This window comes from Nocardia sp. NPDC051321, from assembly GCF_044455225.1.
Taxonomy (GTDB): Bacteria; Actinomycetota; Actinomycetes; order Mycobacteriales; family Mycobacteriaceae; genus Nocardia.
Map to the genome: position 1 here is coordinate 205,191 of NZ_JBITEM010000014.1, position 15,672 is coordinate 220,862.

Below are 15,672 nucleotides of genomic sequence, written 5' to 3' on the forward strand. Positions count from 1 at the left end.
GGTGCGCGGGGATCAGAAGGTGACGCGCTGGTCCTGCGGCATGAAGAGTTTGTCGCCTTCCTTCACGTCGAACGTGCGGTAGAACTCCTCCAGATTGCGGACCACCTGATTGCAGCGGAACTCGGCGGGGGAGTGGGTGTCGACGGTGAGATAGCGGACGGTGAGTGCCTTGGTCTGCTTTTCCCGCCAGCTGCGGGCCCAGGACAGGAAGAAGGTTTTGTAGTCGGGGTTGTCGACGCCACGGCGCTTCTCCGCGATTCGGAAGGCGGCCAGGGTGATCTGCAGGCCCCGCAGGTCGGCGAGGTTCTCGCCGACGGTGAGCTCGCCATTGATGTGCTGGCTCGGGTCGAGACCCTCGGGCACCAGCACGTTGAACTGATCGATGAGCTGCTTGGTCTTGGCGTCGAACGCGGCTCGATCCGCCGGCGTCCACCAGTCGTTCCGGTTGCCGTCACCGTCGTATTTGGAGCCCTGGTCGTCGAACCCGTGACCGATCTCGTGGCCGATGGTCGCGCCGACGGCGCCGAAGTTGACGGCAGGCTGCGCGTCCTTGTCGAAAAACGGCGGCTGCAGGTACGCGGCCGGGAACACGATCTGGTTGGTGTTCGCCGAGTAGTAGGCGTTCACCGTCTGCGGCGACATCCCCCATTCGGACTTGTCGACCGGGGTGCCGAGCCGGGCAAACGCCCGCTTGGACTCGAAAGTGTTGATGGAAAGCAGTGATTCGATCAGCTTGCCCCTGGTGATCTTCATCTTCGAGTAGTCGACCCACTTGTCCGGATAACCGATCTTGGGATCGATCTTGTCCAGCTTGGCGATCGACGCCGTCCTGGTCGCCGGGGACATCCACGTCGAGTTGGTGAAGTTCTCCCGATACGCGGCGATCACATCGTCGAGCATCTCCTTGGCGCGCTGCTTGGCCTCGGGCGGAAAGTACTTGTCCACGTAGACTTTTCCGAGCTGCTCGCCCAGTTTGTCGTCGACGATCCCGACCCCGTACTTCCACCTGTCCGGGCGCTCCTCCTGCCCGTTGAGCACCTTGCCCTTGAACTCGAAATTCGCGTCGTTGATGGCTTTTGGCAGGTACGGCGCGAACTCCCGGAGCACGCTGAGCTTGAGATAGTCACGCCACGTAGCGATGTCGACCGCGGTCCACAGCTGACCGGCCGCCGTGATGAAGGACGGCTCGCCCACCACCATCGTCTCGAACAGTGAACGCGGCCGGTCGGTGTTCCCGGCCATCCACGGGTCCCAGTCGAATCCCGGTGCGAGAGCGGTCATATCGGCCCAGCTGAACACGTTGTAGGTCGCGTCGGTATCGCGGGTGCGCACGTTGTCCCAGTGGGCGGGCGCGATTCGCTTCTCCAGGTCGAACACCCGCTGCGCCGAGCCCTCCGGATCGGGCAGCCCCGCGCCGGCGGCGATGCGCCCCAAGAAGGTTCGATACTGGGCGAGCACGTCGGCGTATTCGGGCTTCCGGTAGTACTGCTCGCCGAGGCCGAGTCCGGACTGCCCGACCGAGGGAATGTAGGCGTTCGAGTTCTTCCGGTCGGTGCCGACACCGATGCCGATCAAGCCCCCGATCGGCAGCTCGGCCATCACCTTGGCCAGGTCCGCCTTGGTCGCCGCGCCATCGATCTTGCCGAACAGTTCGGCAAGCGGCGTCATGCCGAGCCGTTCGATCTCGTCCCAATCCACCCTTGCGTCGAACAGATCTCGGATCTGCTGCTCCTCCGAGCCCGGCTTCGGATCCTTGATGCTGTCGATGATCTCGCGCAACTGCTGCTCGGTGCGTTCGGCCGCCTCACTCGTCGAACCGTAGGACGTCTTGTCCGGCGGCAACTGGTAGTCGCGCAACCACTTCCCGTTGACATGCCGGTACAGGTCGTCTTGCGGCCGAATCGCCTCGTCCGCACCACCCATGTCGACGCCGGTGAGCGGTTTGCTCGCCTCTTTGGTGTCGCTCGAGCAGGACGCCAGCGCGGCAGCGGCGGGCACCACCCCGAGTGCGATCAGGAAGGCACGACGGTCCAGCTGTCCGAGACGTGTCACGAGGATTTCCTCTCCCGATGCGGCCACACCGCATCCTCGTCAGGCGCGATTAGTTCGCCCGAGGCTACCCGCCGCCGGCGCTACCCGGCGGTCCATCTCACAGCGTGACGCGCTGGTCCGGTGCCAGGAACAGCTTGTCGCCCGCCACGACGCCGAACGTGGTGTAGTACTCGGCGATATTGCGGACCACCTGGTTAGCGCGAAACTCGTTGGGCGAGTGCACGTCCCTGGCGAGCAGCATTTCCTTCCGCTGCGTGGTCGACTGCTGCCGCCAGATCCTGGCCCAGGACAGGAACACCGTCGCGAGGTCGGGCTGCTTGCCGTCGCGCTCGGCGGCGGCGCGATACGCGGCCAGCGCGATCTGCAGTCCGCGCAGGTCGGCGAGGTTCTCGCCGACGGTCAACGCGCCGTTCACGTGCTTGCTCGGCTCGAGGCCCTCGGGTGTCAGCGCGTTGTATTGCTCGATGAGCTGCTTGGTCTTGGCTTCGAACGCGGCGGTGTCCTCGGGGGTCCACCAGTCGCGCCGGTTGCCGTCGCCGTCGTACTTGGCGCCCTGATCGTCGAAACCGTGCCCGATCTCGTGGCCGATGACCGCGCCGATGCCGCCGAAGTTCACCGCGGGCACGGCGTCGGCGTCGAAGAACGGCGCCTGCAAGATGGCGGCGGGGAAGGTGATCTGGTTGGCGTTCGGGTCGTACATGGCGTTCACCGTCTGCGGCGGGAAGCCCCATTCGGTCTTGTCAACCGGCGTGCCGAGCTTGTTGAAGGCGCGGGCGATCTCGAAAACCCTTACGGCGCGCACGGATTCGACCAGCTTGCCCTTGGTGATCCGCACCCCGGAGTAGTCGATCCATTTGTCCGGGTACCCGATCTTCGCGACGATCTTGTCGAGCTTCGCGAGGGCGGCGGTCCTGGTCGGCGGCGACATCCACGAGGAGTTGGTGAAGTCCTGCCGATACGCGGCCATCAGATCGGCGACGAGAGCCTTGGCACGATCCTTGGCGGACGCCGGAAAGTGTTTGGCCACATAGAGTTTGCCGAACGGCTCGCCGAGGTTCGCGTCGACCGTGTCGAGCCCGTCCTTCCACGGCTCTTGGCGCTCGTCGCGCCCCTGCAGCGCCTTGTCGACGAACTCGAAGGACGCGTCCGAGATCGCCTTGGGCAGGTATTGCGCGAACTCCTTCACGACACCGACGCGCAGGTACTCCTGCCACTGTTCGATCGGGACGTCGGCCCACAACTGGCCTGCGGTCGTGACGAACGAGGGCTGCCGGACGACCACGTTGTCGAAGAGTTGCTTGGGCCGGTCGGTGCTACCCGCCAGCCAGGGATCCCAGTCGAATTGCGGTGCGAGCTTGACCAATTCGGCCCAGCCGAGCGGGTTGTAGGTGGTGTCCGGATCGCGATCGCGGACACTGTCCCAATAGCCCGCGGCGATCTTGGTCTCCAGGTCGAGCACCCGCTGCGCGGTGCCTGCCGGATCGGCGAGGCCGGCGCCCGCGGCCACGTGCTCGAGATAGGTCCGGTAGGCCGAGATCTGCTCGGCGTACTCGGGCTTGCGGTAATACTGCTCGTCCAGATTGGTGTCGATGCCGGACTGACTGACCTGGGCGATGTAGTTGGCGGAGTTCTTCTGGTCGACCACGACCTGGAGCCCGATCAGCCCCGAGATCGGCAGTGCGCCCATCACCCGAGCCAGCTCCGCCTTGGTCTTCGCGCCGTCGATCGCGGCGAGCAGATCGGCGACCGGCGTCATGCCGAGCCGCTCGATCGCGTTGCGGTCGAGCCTCGCGTCATAGAGATCGCGGATCTGCTGCTCGGTCGAGCCCGCCTTCGGATCGCGGATGCCCTCGACGATGCCGCGCAACTGCTGCTCGGTGCGATCGTTCGCCTCATCGAAGGACCCGAACGAAGACTTGTCCGGCGGCAGCCGATACTGCGCCAACCACGTCCCGTTGACGTGTCGGTAGAGGTCGTCCTGCGGCCGGATCGCCGGGTTCGACCCGGCCAGATCGACACCGGTGAGCCGGATATCCGAGGATTGCGAATCCTGGGAGCAGGAGGCCAACGTCGCCGCGGCGGGCACTGCCGCGAGGGCGAGCAGGAAGGCGCGGCGATCGAGACGGGCGGACGAGCTCAAGAGCATCCCCTTTTCGGTACGGTCGAGCCGAACGGTGCTTCTCCTTACTGATCTTGCTCGGTCCGAGAGTAGTGGCGCGGAATGACTCGCCCGTCGTGACGCGAGTCTCGACCATGACCCCGATTTGGGACGACCTGCGGGTTCACCTACACTGGACCAGTTGCCTGCGGGAGCTATGCCCGCAATTCGGCAGTGAACCCCCAGTGGTTGGTTCTCGAGTTGCACATTCGGATCCAGGAAACCGCTGGCAGGCGCGCGTCCGGAGGGTAACTGACCATGCCCGTCGGGTCGGCAATCCGGCGTGCGTATACATCCAGGTCCAGGAGGAGCTGAAGTGATTCAGCAGGAGTCGCGACTGCGCGTCGCCGACAACACGGGCGCGAAGGAAATCCTTTGCATCCGCGTTCTCGGTGGTTCGTCGCGTCGCTATGCCGGTATCGGCGACATCATCGTCGCTACCGTGAAGGACGCTGTCCCCGGTGGCAACGTCAAGAAGGGTGAGGTCGTCAAGGCCGTCATCGTGCGCACCACCAAGGAGCGCCGTCGCCCGGACGGTTCGTACATCAAGTTCGACGAGAACGCGGCCGTGCTGATCAAGCCGGACAACGATCCGCGTGGCACTCGCATCTTCGGCCCGGTCGGCCGTGAGCTGCGCGAGAAGAAGTTCATGAAGATCGTTTCGCTGGCCCCGGAGGTGCTCTGACATGAAGGTGCACAAGGGCGACACCGTGCTCGTCATCTCGGGTAAGGACAAGGGCGCCAAGGGCAAGGTCATTCAGGCCTACCCGGCGACCGGCAAGATCCTGGTCGAGGGTGTGAACCGGATCAAGAAGCACGTCGCGAACTCCACCAACCAGCGTGGCGCCTCCTCGGGTGGCATCGTGACCCAGGAAGCCCCCATCCAGGTCTCGAACGTGATGGTCGTGGATTCCGATGGCAAGCCGACCCGTGTCGGTTACCGCACCGATGAGGAGAGCGGCAAGCGGGTCCGGGTCTCCCGTAAGAACGGGAAGGACATCTGACATGACTACCTCTGAGCAGACCCAGCCGCGCCTGAAGGCGCGCTACCGGGCCGAGATCAAGGACGCGCTGAACAGCGAGTTCGACTACGCCAACGTGATGCAGATCCCCGGCGTGGTCAAGGTTGTCGTGAACATGGGTGTCGGCGACGCCGCCCGCGACGCGAAGCTCATCAACGGTGCGGTCAAGGACCTCGAGCTGATCACCGGCCAGAAGCCGGAGATCCGCAAGGCGACCAAGTCAATCGCGCAGTTCAAGCTGCGTGAGGGCATGCCCATCGGTGCGAAGGTCACGCTGCGTGGCGATCGCATGTGGGAGTTCCTCGACCGCCTGGTCTCCATCGCGCTGCCCCGTATCCGCGACTTCCGCGGCCTGTCGCCGAAGCAGTTCGACGGCAACGGTAACTACACGTTCGGCCTCAGCGAGCAGTCGATGTTCCACGAGATCGACGTGGACTCCATCGACCGTCCGCGCGGTATGGACATCACCGTCGTGACCACCGCGACGAACAACGAAGAGGGCCGCGCCCTGCTCAAGCACCTCGGCTTCCCGTTCAAGGAGAACTGACGATGGCCAAGAAAGCACTGCGGATCAAGGCTGAGGCCAAGCCGAAGTTCGCCGTCCGCGCCTACACCCGCTGCCAGCGTTGCGGTCGCCCGCACGCGGTCTACCGCAAGTTCGGCCTCTGCCGCGTCTGCCTTCGCGAGATGGCGCACCGCGGTGAGCTCCCGGGCGTGCACAAGAGCTCCTGGTGATCCTGCCCTCCTCGTGAGCGCACCCGCCTAGGACTTAGAACTGAACAAAGGCACGGCCTCCACTGGAGGCCGTGCCTTTATGCGTTCAGCCGTGGTTAGAGGGCGCGCGTTTCAAGGTCCGCGCAAGGACCAATTCGGCATCCTTATGGATGGTTTATGCATAAATTTGCGCAGAACGTATGGGTAGATTTGATCAGCTCAAATTTATGCGAAGAAACCTGGCGCAGTGTGGTGCCTGTGCTGCCAGGCGCTGGATGATCATCCGCTCCGAGAACTTGCGGGTTCTAAGCCGTGCTGGCACTACCGGCCCAAACGACTACCTTGTCAGGTCGGCAAAGCTGATCTCGCCGAGCACGACATGCTCGAGTTCGAGGAAACCTTCGCGATGCAACCGGTGCAGTCGGTACTCGGCGGCGTGTGCGTCGAGTCGGAACTCGCGGACCTCTTCGATGTCGTACTTGGTGTCGAGAGAAACGACCAGATAGGCCGGTATGCCCGCGCGAGCATACTGCACCTTTTTGTCGAGGAGATCTTCGGCTGCGGTCGACGGTGACGAAACCTCGACGACGATCAGCGCATCGCCTGCTTCCGGCTTCGCGCCGCGTTCTGGCAAGCAGCGGTAGACGGTCACATCCGGTCGGCGGAAGGTGAACTTCGGTACCCGCCAAAGGACGACGTCGATATCGGTTTCGGCGCGCACACATGGTTCGGTACTCGGCAACTGCTCCATGGCGCCAGCGAGCCTACGTGCGACCCGATTGTGCTCCGGTACCGGTGATTCGCAGACGATCACATGCCCGTGCACCACCTCGATCTCACGCGAGACGTCCTCGGGCAGGCTGCGGTACTCCTCCTCGGTCATCTCGTGCGGCAGTCCGGCCGACGCGTCGATCGTCATACCTGGAAGCGTACCTAGTCGGCCCTGAGCCGGAACTGCATAACGGCTGGTATTTCACCCTTCGAACGCCCAGTGCTGCCTCTGAGCAATCACTCGCAGGCCAAGCCGAAGTTCGCCGTCCGCGCCTTCACCCGCTGCCAGCGTTGCGGTCACCCGCACGCGGTCTACCGCAAGTTCGGCCTCCGCCGTGTTTGCCTTCGCGAGATAGCGCCGCATGGAGTTCCACGACTACCGGCTTGACCGCATGTGATGGCCAGTACTGGCGGTGCACGGCAGCAAGGTACCGATTCGTCAGTTCTGCTGGCCGAGCAATTCCATCGAGCGCCGGTGGGCGCTGACTGCCAAGGCGGTCTCCCTCGCGGCGTCAGAGCCGCCTTGTCCGGCGAGGTACGTATGCAGATTGGCTTTGGCCTCGTACCAAGCCGCACGCTCGATGTCGCCGGCCCCGGCAGTGGGGCGGCTCAGAGTCAGGGCGGTCATTTCGACCAGGACGTTCACCCGCGGTCCCTTCTCGACAATATTGCAGATGTTTCGTTGGGTACACCGTGACCTGCGTTCGGAGCGTTACGCCAGCCGCGAGTACCTACGTAGTATGTGCAGCCCCGCCTCCCGCCCAACAGAGGTCACGTGGTATTCGCTGAGATGTCCTATCGAGGTTGCTGGGTCGCGGCGGAGTGGTCTTAGTCCAGGCGGAACGCCCGTGTACGGCCGTATTGCGGCGCTGTTGCATCGAATGTGCTGCATGATTGCCGTTCGTACCGCGGTGCGTATGCACTCCAGTGCACGGATTTCAGTGCGCGGCCGATGTCGACGCTGAGGAAGTCTCGCGCTGCGAGCACACTGCGGAGCATGAAGCCTCCACGCGGTCTACCGCGTGCCGTGTCGGCCTTCGCGAGATGGCGCAACCTCTCGCTGTCGAGATCCGTGCTCAGAATCCACCGGAACCGGGGCGGCGTCTGGTGCGTCATAGTAAGGACGGAGAAGACCGCCTGAGTCACCAGCGAGAGGAGCGGGTCGGCCATGGGAGATCCATCGTCGCTGTCGGTTCAGCCCGAAGAGGTGAAAGCGCTGGGACGCCTGGCCTACCAGATCGCGGACGAGATGAAGTCCGGGTATTCGTCGCTGGTGACCGACACGAAGGTCACTATCGACAGTTGGGCGGGGAATAACGCGGGCGCCTTCACCGAGGCGTGGGACGAGTTTCATGAGGGAGCGGACCAAGTGTGGGATGCGTTGCTCGAGCTGGCCGAAAAGTTGGGTGTGACTGCCGAGACGCTCCGCACCTCCGACCAGTCGTTCGCTTCGGGCATCAGCTCCTTGGACCTGCCGTGAATGGGGGTCGAGTTCATGACTGAGCCGCAGGCGTTCTCGGTCGACCTCGACAAGCTCGAGGAGTTGGCCGCACGTATGCGCGCATACAAGGCAGCGGTCGCCGATCGCCTGGCACAGCTCGAGGCGAAAGCCAAGGAAGTCGATGGCGTATGGGTTGGCGCGGCGGCCGTGGCTTATAACGAGGCGCACACGGAGTGGGCTGCGGGGGTAACCGATATGCAAGATGGTCTCGCGGCTCTGGAAGCAGCGTTGAAGACCGCGCACGAGAGCTACACCAATGCCGCCACCCAGACCCTGCGGATTCTCGGCATATGAGCAAGCTCGAGGTAGATCCGAAGGTCTACTACCAGGCCGCGATCAACTGCTTCGACGCCGCAGCCGCGCTGAATGACAGCTTCAAATATGTCTTCGGAGAGCTCAACAGCTGCGGGCAGATGGCGGGCCGAGACGAGGACGGCCGCGCATGGGCGAGCTCGTACGACGAGTCCGCCCGCGATGCCGTGTCGTTCTTCGACCAGACCTTCGCGACCTTGCGCGCGTACGGCACTGCTTTGAACGACCTCGGTTTCGAACACGCCAAATCCGATGCCACGCTGAAAGGTACGGCACAACCGGACAGACCGGCCGACTCCGCATCAACAGTGACATTCGGGCCCTACGCGCTTCCGGCCTCCGCAGCGGGCGGAACCCCGCAAGGCTTGGCGAAAGCATCCATCGAAGTACTCGACGCCATCAATTGCCCACTCCCAGACGGCAACACCGACACCCTGACCAAGGCCGCCGACGCCTGGGACCGCCTCGGCACGATCTACCAGAACACCAACGCCAAAGACAAAATCACCATCGCAGCCAGCCTCTTCGATGACGTGACGTCCAAGGACGCGGTACAGGTCCGCGAAGACCTGAAAACCCTGGAAACGTCCATCGGACAACTCCTCACAACCTGCACCCAGATCAGCAAGACGTGCCTCGACTACAAAGAATCGATCGTCGAACTCCGCAACGAGATCAAAGGCTTCATCGAATCCATCATCGAAGAGGCCGCCATCAACGTGGCGGTCATCGTCATAGCTTCCTGTCTAACCGGTGTCGGCGGCTTGATCGCCGGCGCCAAAGCCGCAGAATCGGCCCGAAAATGGGGCGCGAAGATCAAAGAGGCCGTCTCCCTTTGGCGTGCCCGCAAAGTATTGCAGCTCAAAGGTCTCGCCGAGGACGCGAAGACCGCGCTGACAAAGGGCCGGCAGGCCGTCAAGGAGCTTCTCGACCGACTGGGACGGAAGGGCGGCGGCCCTCGGGTCAGTAGTTCTCGCTGGGAAGAACTCAGTGGGATGCTGCGCGATGCGGCCAAAGGCAAAGGAAACTTTGGAATCGGTAGCGGAACGGCTGAGGAAGCCGAGGCGGCTGGGCGTGCCTGGGTCGGCTCGAACGCTAAGCTGGCCTCGGACAGTAAGACTTGGGTGAGCGAGGACGGACTCCGCCAGTTCCGACCTCCGAGTTTCAAACCGAATCTGGGTCGATATCAGGCCAACTTCGAATGGAGGAATGTTCCAAATGGTCAGTGGCAGGGCAATGGGCATCTCAACGTCACGGATTTGCCATGAAGGCTGAGCTGAAACGCATCCACAGTCCGGATGCGGATCTGGAAAAGGGACCGTTGCCCTCCGAGGCGCTATTCGTTCAGCTCATGATCGGTCCGATGGACAGCCCAGGCGAAGAATCCTTCGATCTCATGGTATCTACACCGGAGGCGCGGGATTCTGTTGCGGATCCGAGCGACCCGCAGTCCGGTCGTTACATATTGGTACTCGACCGAATCGAGCCCACTTTGATCAAGCAATATGTTGATGACTTGTTGAGGGATATCGATCGACCGACTTGGCAGGAGCTGGCGGCAGAGATCGGCCGATTCGCCAAATGGGAATTTCACGATTACCGGCCGTAGTGCTCGTGAATCCATGCCATTGCGCATTGTATGGGCGCGGAATGAGCGACGTTTTCGAGGTCTCCGTAGCCCCGGTCGGCGAACTGCGCAAATTCGAGGACATGGAAAATATCTGCTGTGTTTTATGGGCGGGTTGCCGTACGCTGGACAGCTTCGCGCTGCAGCGCTTGGTATCAAATGGTACCGGGAAGGCTCCGATCCTCGTGTGAAGGGGTGGGACCACCTTTTCAAGGCGGGGTTGCCTCAAGAATGGTTTGCACTTGACCTGACCCTGATCGATTGACACTGAGGGCGCCGTAGAGTTCGTAACCCCGCAGTGCAGATCTGCGAAACACAGAAACCCGGAGCGGAGTTGAATGCGACCTATGGCTAGTGCGGAAATCATGAGCCCATGAGGGCTCTGTGCCGAGACCTAGCCGGGTCAGGGTTTGCGACTGTTGACGAGATCGCCGGCTGCACCGCCGAGGAGGTCGCTGCGGTTGTGTCCGTTGCCCCCCAGCCCTCCTCTTCGGCCTCGATGAGCGGTACGCCCCGCGCCGCTGTCCATGCGCGCGGCCTCGACGAGGCCCGGTGTCGTGGTTAGCGCCTCTCCGCCGTAGTGCACTCTCTGCGTCTATATGAGTGATTTATGCATAAATTTGCATCGAACGTGTCGGCAGATTCGATAGACGCAAATATATGCAAGGCGCGGGCGGACGTAGCCCTGGGTTTGGCTGTCAGCTCCGTTGGATGGTGACGGCGCCTAATGGCGAGGGTATGTCCAGGTCCAGTGGGTTCGGATGCTCCGTTGATCAGGCCAATCCTCGTCGAATTCGAGGAACCGTGTTCCGCCGAGGAAAGCGAGATCGGCGGGCTCGGGTCGTCGGATCGGTTCCAACAATGTCGGGTCCGCTGGTGAGGTTTCAATCCAGCCGCCCGGATACTCGGTGCGCTGAGTGTCCGATACTGGGCGGAATCCGTTGAAGTAGTCCTCCGAGAGGAAGATGGTCACCTCGGAGCTGAACAGGTCGGGTGTGGTCACCAGGCAGGCGATGCGGCTGTTGGGAGGGCGGCGTAGGGATTTTTCGACTGCGTCGGCGGCGGCGAATAGGATGGCGAGGCATTCCTTGCGGATCGCGTTCGTGGTTTGCGGCGAATCGACGAGCTTGTTGAAGACCGGAATCTTGAAGTTCCAGTAGCGCTGGTCGGTGCGGGTGGCAGAGCCAGGGATCTGGTCGACGATCCGCTCCGGCCAGAGTGCGAGTTGGCGCAGGTGGCGTCCTGGGTTGCGGAGCTTCTTCGTCGGATTCAGGTCGAGTCGACGCATCAGTGCTCCGTCCTTCCTGGAAGGCATGCTTGGTCGGAGTCATTGACCCCGAATCTGCAGTGGGCTCTAGGTCGTGTCTGAATGCCTGCGGCAGGTCAAAGTCGGCTGTGGTCACCGCGGTCTCGAGTGCATGCAACGAAACATAGCGTTGCTTTTGGGTAAACGCTGATCCACGCCCTACGCCCTGATGTCTGATCGGGCTGGGTATGGAACGGTGTTGCGGGTCGCCGTCGCGAGACAACAGGAATACTTGATAGACCCCATCGGTCCAACCGAGGCCACGGGATATCGCGATAATCGACGCGATCTTGCGGTCATTAGAGTCTTGCGAAGCACTGAGACTGGTGGCTGAAGCCTCCGACCAGTCAACTCCATCACGCCGATGTCGAACCAACGGCACTTCAGTCTGAATGACCGAGTCGGTATAGAACGCTATCCGCTCAACGGGTCGAAACGTGCGACCCGCTTGGCACACGTATGCATGACACTTTTGGTACAACGGCCATGCCGAGCATGCGGCCACAACGACTGTGTCAGATGCTGTGATCGGACGCTCGGCGTATGTCTCCATGGCGGTGCTGGTGTGGGTCAGCCATCTTTCGGCGTCGTGGTCGATATAGCCAGCGATCTCGATGATTCGGCGAATCTCGAATGGAACATCGAGGTTGAGCATCGAGTCATGGTGCGCGAGTCGGTTTCTGAACTTGCGGACGCCCTCGAGCGCACTGGCGACTTGCTTCCGGCGTCCGGAGGAATTGGGAAACGCGCGGTGCAGACAGTCACGCCACAGTTGCTCGTATTTGACGCCCAGTAGTCCGGACCAGAACCCGAAGCTCAAACCAGCGACGATCTGATCACGAGTCTCGCGTCCCTGAGGGCGCAGTCGCCTCCGAACCACCTCGACCGCGCTCGACACGACCTCGCCACCTGGCGTCGGTAAGAGGAACCAGGGGATACCGCATGAACGCTCATCGCAGTGTTCACGCAGTGCGCTGTCGAGCGCGTTCCGTAGCAACACTTCCAGGTGCCCCAACACCTCGAAGGATGCTGCGGCGGTTCGAGCGCTCCACACGTATAGGGCCAGAGCCGCAGCGCGGTCGCCATCGCTGGCACGCAGGTACGGCGCTGTGCGCGGTTCCGAGAGAAGTTCCCACACCCTTGTATCGCTGTCGTCGACGACCCCCGTCATGGCCGGTATCGTAGCGATCGAACGCCCCAGTGTCGCCTCTGAGCAATCATGCGCCTGGGGCTCCTTCATGCCCTGCGCCGAACCGTCGATCACCCTGGATTTGGCCGCCAGCTGGGGGTTGTCTACACTAGACCGGTTGCCTGGGCACCTCTGTGTCCGCAGGTCTGTGTGCAGTGACTGACCAGACCCCTGCGGCCCGCCCTGGCACCGAGAACTCATTTTGAGAACTCATCCGGTCGGCAAGCGTCGGCCGGACCAGCCCAATTGCTGTAGGCCCACGATCGGCATGCCTTGTGCTCGCCGATGTTGCATGGGAACCGTAGCGAGAAAGGTGTCGAGGTCTAACCATGACCATGACTGATCCGATCGCGGACTTTTTGACTCGTCTGCGCAACGCCAACTCGGCGTACCACGATCAGGTGAAGGCTCCGCACTCGAAGCTCAAGGCGAACATCGCCGAGATCCTCAAGCGCGAGGGCTACATCGCCGATTACCGGACCGAGGACGCGACCGTGGGCAAGGCCCTCGTTGTCGACCTCAAGTACGGCCCCAGCCGTGAGCGCAGCCTGCAGGGCCTGCGCCGCGTCTCGAAGCCGGGTCTGCGTGTGTACGCGAAGTCCACCAACCTGCCCAAGGTCCTGGGCGGCCTCGGCGTGGCGATCATCTCCACGTCGACCGGTCTGCTCACCGATCGCCAGGCGGCCAAGCAAGGTGTAGGCGGGGAAGTCCTCGCCTACGTCTGGTAAGGGGAGGTAGGACAAATGTCGCGTATTGGCAAGAAGCCCATCGCAATTCCGGCCGGTGTCGAGATCACCATCGACGGCCAGGACATCTCGGTGAAGGGTCCCAAGGGCACCCTGTCGCACACCGTCGCTGAGCCGATCACCATCAGCAAGGGTGAGGACGGCCAGCTCGAGGTCGTTCGCCCGAACGACGAGCGCCAGAACCGCTCGCTGCACGGCCTGACCCGCACCCTCGTCTCCAACATGGTCGAAGGCGTGACCAAGGGCTACGAGAAGAAGATGGAAATCTTCGGTGTCGGTTACCGCGTGCAGGCCAAGGGCTCGAACCTGGAGTTCGCTCTCGGCTACAGCCACCCGGTGCCGATCGAGGCCCCGGCGGGCATCACCTTCGCGGTGGAATCGCCCACCAAGTTCTCCGTGTCCGGTATCGACAAGCAGGCGGTCGGCCAGATCTCCGCTGTGATCCACGGACTGCGCAAGCCCGACCCGTACAAGGGCAAGGGCATCCGCTACGCCGGCGAGGTCGTTCGCCGCAAGGTCGGAAAGACGGGTAAGTGATCATGGCGCAAACCGAAAACCAGATCGCCAAGCGCAAGCCGCGTGGCAAGGACGTGTCCACGACGCGTCGTCTGTCGAAGACCCGCCGTCACTTCCGTCTGCGCAAGAAGGTCGCCGGCACCACCGAGCGTCCGCGCCTGGTGGTCAACCGCTCCTCGCGGCACCTGCACGCGCAGCTGATCGACGATTCGATCGGCCAGACCATCGCCGCCGCGTCCTCGATCGAGGCCGACGTGCGTGCGCTGGACGGCGACAAGTCGGCCAAGAGCAAGAAGGTCGGCGAACTGCTGGCCGCGCGTGCCAAGGCCGCCGGTGTCGAGGCCGTCGTGTTCGACCGTGGTGGTCACGACTACCACGGCCGCATCGCGGCGCTCGCCGACGCTGCTCGCGAAGGTGGGTTGAAGTTCTGATGATCAAGACCAACGGAAGGAACGTCTGATGCCGGGACGTCAACGGCGTGACGGCGGCAGCGGACCCGCCGGACAGCAGAATGGTGCCGCCGGTGGCGGCGACAACCAGCGTGGTGGCGGCCGCGACCGTCGTGGCGGCAACGACCGTCGCGACCAGCAGGCCGAGAAGAACCAGCTGGAACGCGTAGTCGCGATCAACCGCGTCTCCAAGGTCGTGAAAGGTGGTCGTCGCTTCAGCTTCACCGCCCTCGTGATCGTCGGTGACGGCAACGGTCTGGTCGGCGTCGGCTACGGCAAGGCCAAGGAAGTTCCCGCGGCCATCCAGAAGGGTGTCGAGGAGGCTCGCAAGAGCTTCTTCCGCGTCCCGATGATCGGCTCCACCATCGTCCACCCGGTTCAGGGTGAGGCGGCGGCCGGTGTCGTCATGCTGCGTCCGGCCTCGCCCGGTACCGGTGTGATCGCCGGTGGTGCGGCTCGTGCCGTGCTGGAATGCGCTGGCATCCATGACATCCTGGCGAAGTCGCTCGGTAGCGACAACGCCATCAACGTCGTGCACGCGACCGTTGCGGCGCTCAAGATGCTGCAGCGTCCGGAAGAGGTCGCGGCCCGCCGTGGCCTGCCGCTCGAGGACGTTGCCCCTGCGGGCATGCTGCGTGCGCGCGCCCAGGCTGCGGGAGGTGCCAGGTAATGGCAGATCTCAAGGTGACCCAGATCAAGAGCACGATCGGCGCCAAGAAGAACCAGCGTGACAGTATGCGCACGCTCGGTCTGCGCAAGATCCGGCAGACCGTGGTTCGCGAGGACAACTCGCAGAACCGGGGACTCATCAACGTCGTGCGCCACCTCGTGACAGTTGAGGAGGTCTGACATGACCATCAAGTTGCATCACCTGCGTCCCGCGCCCGGTGCCAAGACCGAGAAGACTCGGGTCGGCCGTGGTGAGGGTTCCAAGGGTAAGACCGCGGGCCGTGGTACCAAGGGCACCAAGGCACGCAAGAACGTCCCCGCCTCCTTCGAGGGTGGGCAGATGCCGCTGCACATGCGGCTGCCCAAGCTCAAGGGCTTCACGAACCGGTTCCGTACGGAATACCAGGTCGTGAACGTCGGCGTCATCGCCAAGCTCTTCCCCGAGGGCGGCGAGATCGGCAAGGCCGAGCTCGTTGCGGCCGGTGCGGTTCGCAAGAACCAGCTGGTGAAGGTCCTCGGCGACGGCGAGATCGGCGTCGCGGTCCAGGTGACCGTCGACAAGGTGACCGGCGCGGCCAAGGAAAAGATCACTGCGGCCGGTGGCTCTGTCACCGAGCTGGGCTGACGGTACTCTGCAGTC

Annotated in this window: 22 protein-coding genes; 17 read left to right on the forward strand and 5 right to left on the reverse strand. The window is 63.1% G+C overall.

Annotated elements, in window-relative coordinates:
• Nucleotides 1-12 precede the first annotated feature (12 nt).
• Together ACIA8C_RS32005 and ACIA8C_RS32010 are read right to left on the reverse strand one after the other, a co-directional pair.
• The gene (locus tag ACIA8C_RS32005) at nucleotides 13-2,052 is read right to left on the reverse strand and encodes a M13 family metallopeptidase (RefSeq protein WP_397141142.1); all 2,040 of its coding nucleotides are present in this window, start codon (nucleotides 2,050-2,052) and stop codon (nucleotides 13-15) included.
• 97 nt (nucleotides 2,053-2,149) lie between these two features.
• A complete protein-coding gene (locus tag ACIA8C_RS32010) occupies nucleotides 2,150-4,192 on the reverse strand; it encodes a M13 family metallopeptidase (protein ID WP_397141144.1) in 2,043 nt (680 codons plus the stop codon).
• Between the two features lie 334 nt (nucleotides 4,193-4,526).
• On the opposite strand from ACIA8C_RS32010, the gene rplN reads away from it, so the two are divergent.
• Genes rplN through ACIA8C_RS32030 form a run of 4 tightly spaced genes read left to right on the forward strand, consistent with a single transcriptional unit; the run spans nucleotide 4,527 to nucleotide 5,967 of the window.
• Nucleotides 4,527-4,895, forward strand: coding sequence for a 50S ribosomal protein L14 (rplN, locus tag ACIA8C_RS32015; protein ID WP_396995662.1), 369 nt, complete (start codon nucleotides 4,527-4,529; stop codon nucleotides 4,893-4,895).
• A 1-nt stretch (nucleotide 4,896) separates the two neighbouring features.
• The gene (gene rplX / locus ACIA8C_RS32020; RefSeq protein ID WP_364736211.1) at nucleotides 4,897-5,214 is read left to right on the forward strand and encodes a 50S ribosomal protein L24; all 318 of its coding nucleotides are present in this window, start codon (nucleotides 4,897-4,899) and stop codon (nucleotides 5,212-5,214) included.
• 1 nt (nucleotide 5,215) lies between these two features.
• Nucleotides 5,216-5,779 (forward strand): 50S ribosomal protein L5, encoded by a 564-nt coding sequence (rplE, locus tag ACIA8C_RS32025; RefSeq protein ID WP_150404096.1) that lies wholly within the window; start codon nucleotides 5,216-5,218, stop codon nucleotides 5,777-5,779.
• Nucleotides 5,780-5,781: 2 nt separating this feature from the next.
• On the forward strand, nucleotides 5,782-5,967 hold the full coding sequence (locus ACIA8C_RS32030; RefSeq protein WP_040731429.1) for a type Z 30S ribosomal protein S14: 186 nt from the start codon (nucleotides 5,782-5,784) through the stop codon (nucleotides 5,965-5,967).
• Nucleotides 5,968-6,283: 316 nt separating this feature from the next.
• Here the strand turns inward: ACIA8C_RS32030 and ACIA8C_RS32035 are convergent, their stop codons facing one another.
• Nucleotides 6,284-6,865, reverse strand: a complete 582-nt coding sequence (locus ACIA8C_RS32035; RefSeq protein WP_397141146.1) for a Uma2 family endonuclease — start codon at nucleotides 6,863-6,865, stop codon at nucleotides 6,284-6,286.
• 72 nt (nucleotides 6,866-6,937) lie between these two features.
• Between ACIA8C_RS32035 and rpsN the strand changes: the two genes are divergently transcribed.
• Complete coding sequence (gene rpsN, locus ACIA8C_RS32040; RefSeq protein ID WP_397141148.1) at nucleotides 6,938-7,105, forward strand: 30S ribosomal protein S14; 168 nt, start codon at nucleotides 6,938-6,940, stop codon at nucleotides 7,103-7,105.
• 51 nt (nucleotides 7,106-7,156) lie between these two features.
• Here rpsN and ACIA8C_RS32045 read toward each other — a convergent pair whose 3' ends face one another.
• Nucleotides 7,157-7,363: a hypothetical protein gene (locus ACIA8C_RS32045; RefSeq protein WP_397141150.1), complete on the reverse strand. Its 207-nt coding sequence runs from the start codon at nucleotides 7,361-7,363 to the stop codon at nucleotides 7,157-7,159.
• Nucleotides 7,364-7,885: 522 nt separating this feature from the next.
• On the opposite strand from ACIA8C_RS32045, the gene ACIA8C_RS32050 reads away from it, so the two are divergent.
• Genes ACIA8C_RS32050 through ACIA8C_RS32070 form a run of 5 tightly spaced genes read left to right on the forward strand, consistent with a single transcriptional unit; the run spans nucleotide 7,886 to nucleotide 10,348 of the window.
• Complete coding sequence (locus tag ACIA8C_RS32050) at nucleotides 7,886-8,197, forward strand: WXG100 family type VII secretion target (RefSeq protein WP_397141152.1); 312 nt, start codon at nucleotides 7,886-7,888, stop codon at nucleotides 8,195-8,197.
• A gap of 15 nt (nucleotides 8,198-8,212) precedes the next feature.
• Nucleotides 8,213-8,512, forward strand: a complete 300-nt coding sequence (locus ACIA8C_RS32055; RefSeq protein ID WP_397141154.1) for a WXG100 family type VII secretion target — start codon at nucleotides 8,213-8,215, stop codon at nucleotides 8,510-8,512.
• Nucleotides 8,509-9,798 (forward strand): hypothetical protein, encoded by a 1,290-nt coding sequence (locus ACIA8C_RS32060; RefSeq protein WP_397141156.1) that lies wholly within the window; start codon nucleotides 8,509-8,511, stop codon nucleotides 9,796-9,798. The genes ACIA8C_RS32055 and ACIA8C_RS32060 overlap by 4 nt, the downstream gene beginning before the upstream one ends.
• The gene (locus tag ACIA8C_RS32065; RefSeq protein WP_397141158.1) at nucleotides 9,795-10,139 is read left to right on the forward strand and encodes an Imm8 family immunity protein; all 345 of its coding nucleotides are present in this window, start codon (nucleotides 9,795-9,797) and stop codon (nucleotides 10,137-10,139) included. The genes ACIA8C_RS32060 and ACIA8C_RS32065 overlap by 4 nt, the downstream gene beginning before the upstream one ends.
• Before the next feature lie 41 nt (nucleotides 10,140-10,180).
• Nucleotides 10,181-10,348 carry a hypothetical protein gene (locus ACIA8C_RS32070; protein WP_397141160.1) on the forward strand — a complete coding sequence of 56 codons (168 nt, stop codon included), beginning with the start codon at nucleotides 10,181-10,183 and terminating at the stop codon, nucleotides 10,346-10,348.
• Between the two features lie 533 nt (nucleotides 10,349-10,881).
• Here the strand turns inward: ACIA8C_RS32070 and ACIA8C_RS32075 are convergent.
• The gene (locus tag ACIA8C_RS32075; protein WP_397141162.1) at nucleotides 10,882-11,445 is read right to left on the reverse strand and encodes a DUF3916 domain-containing protein; all 564 of its coding nucleotides are present in this window, start codon (nucleotides 11,443-11,445) and stop codon (nucleotides 10,882-10,884) included.
• A 583-nt stretch (nucleotides 11,446-12,028) separates the two neighbouring features.
• On the opposite strand from ACIA8C_RS32075, the gene ACIA8C_RS32080 reads away from it, so the two are divergent.
• The 7 genes from ACIA8C_RS32080 (at nucleotide 12,029) to rplO (ending at nucleotide 15,657) form a co-directional block, all read left to right on the forward strand.
• Nucleotides 12,029-12,259, forward strand: a complete 231-nt coding sequence (locus tag ACIA8C_RS32080) for a hypothetical protein (protein WP_397141164.1) — start codon at nucleotides 12,029-12,031, stop codon at nucleotides 12,257-12,259.
• Nucleotides 12,260-12,981: 722 nt separating this feature from the next.
• On the forward strand, nucleotides 12,982-13,380 hold the full coding sequence (gene rpsH / locus ACIA8C_RS32085) for a 30S ribosomal protein S8 (protein WP_069161946.1): 399 nt from the start codon (nucleotides 12,982-12,984) through the stop codon (nucleotides 13,378-13,380).
• Nucleotides 13,381-13,395: 15 nt separating this feature from the next.
• Entirely contained in the window at nucleotides 13,396-13,935 is a 540-nt protein-coding gene (gene rplF / locus ACIA8C_RS32090) for a 50S ribosomal protein L6 (protein WP_397141166.1), read from the forward strand.
• Nucleotides 13,936-13,937: 2 nt separating this feature from the next.
• Nucleotides 13,938-14,345, forward strand: a complete 408-nt coding sequence (gene rplR / locus ACIA8C_RS32095; RefSeq protein WP_378713354.1) for a 50S ribosomal protein L18 — start codon at nucleotides 13,938-13,940, stop codon at nucleotides 14,343-14,345.
• 28 nt (nucleotides 14,346-14,373) lie between these two features.
• Nucleotides 14,374-15,033, forward strand: a complete 660-nt coding sequence (gene rpsE / locus ACIA8C_RS32100) for a 30S ribosomal protein S5 (RefSeq protein WP_194834058.1) — start codon at nucleotides 14,374-14,376, stop codon at nucleotides 15,031-15,033.
• Nucleotides 15,033-15,212 carry a 50S ribosomal protein L30 gene (rpmD, locus tag ACIA8C_RS32105; RefSeq protein WP_396965266.1) on the forward strand — a complete coding sequence of 60 codons (180 nt, stop codon included), beginning with the start codon at nucleotides 15,033-15,035 and terminating at the stop codon, nucleotides 15,210-15,212. The genes rpsE and rpmD overlap by 1 nt, the downstream gene beginning before the upstream one ends.
• A 1-nt stretch (nucleotide 15,213) precedes the next feature.
• Entirely contained in the window at nucleotides 15,214-15,657 is a 444-nt protein-coding gene (rplO, locus tag ACIA8C_RS32110; RefSeq protein WP_379286737.1) for a 50S ribosomal protein L15, read from the forward strand.
• The last annotated feature ends 15 nt before the right edge of the window (nucleotides 15,658-15,672 follow it).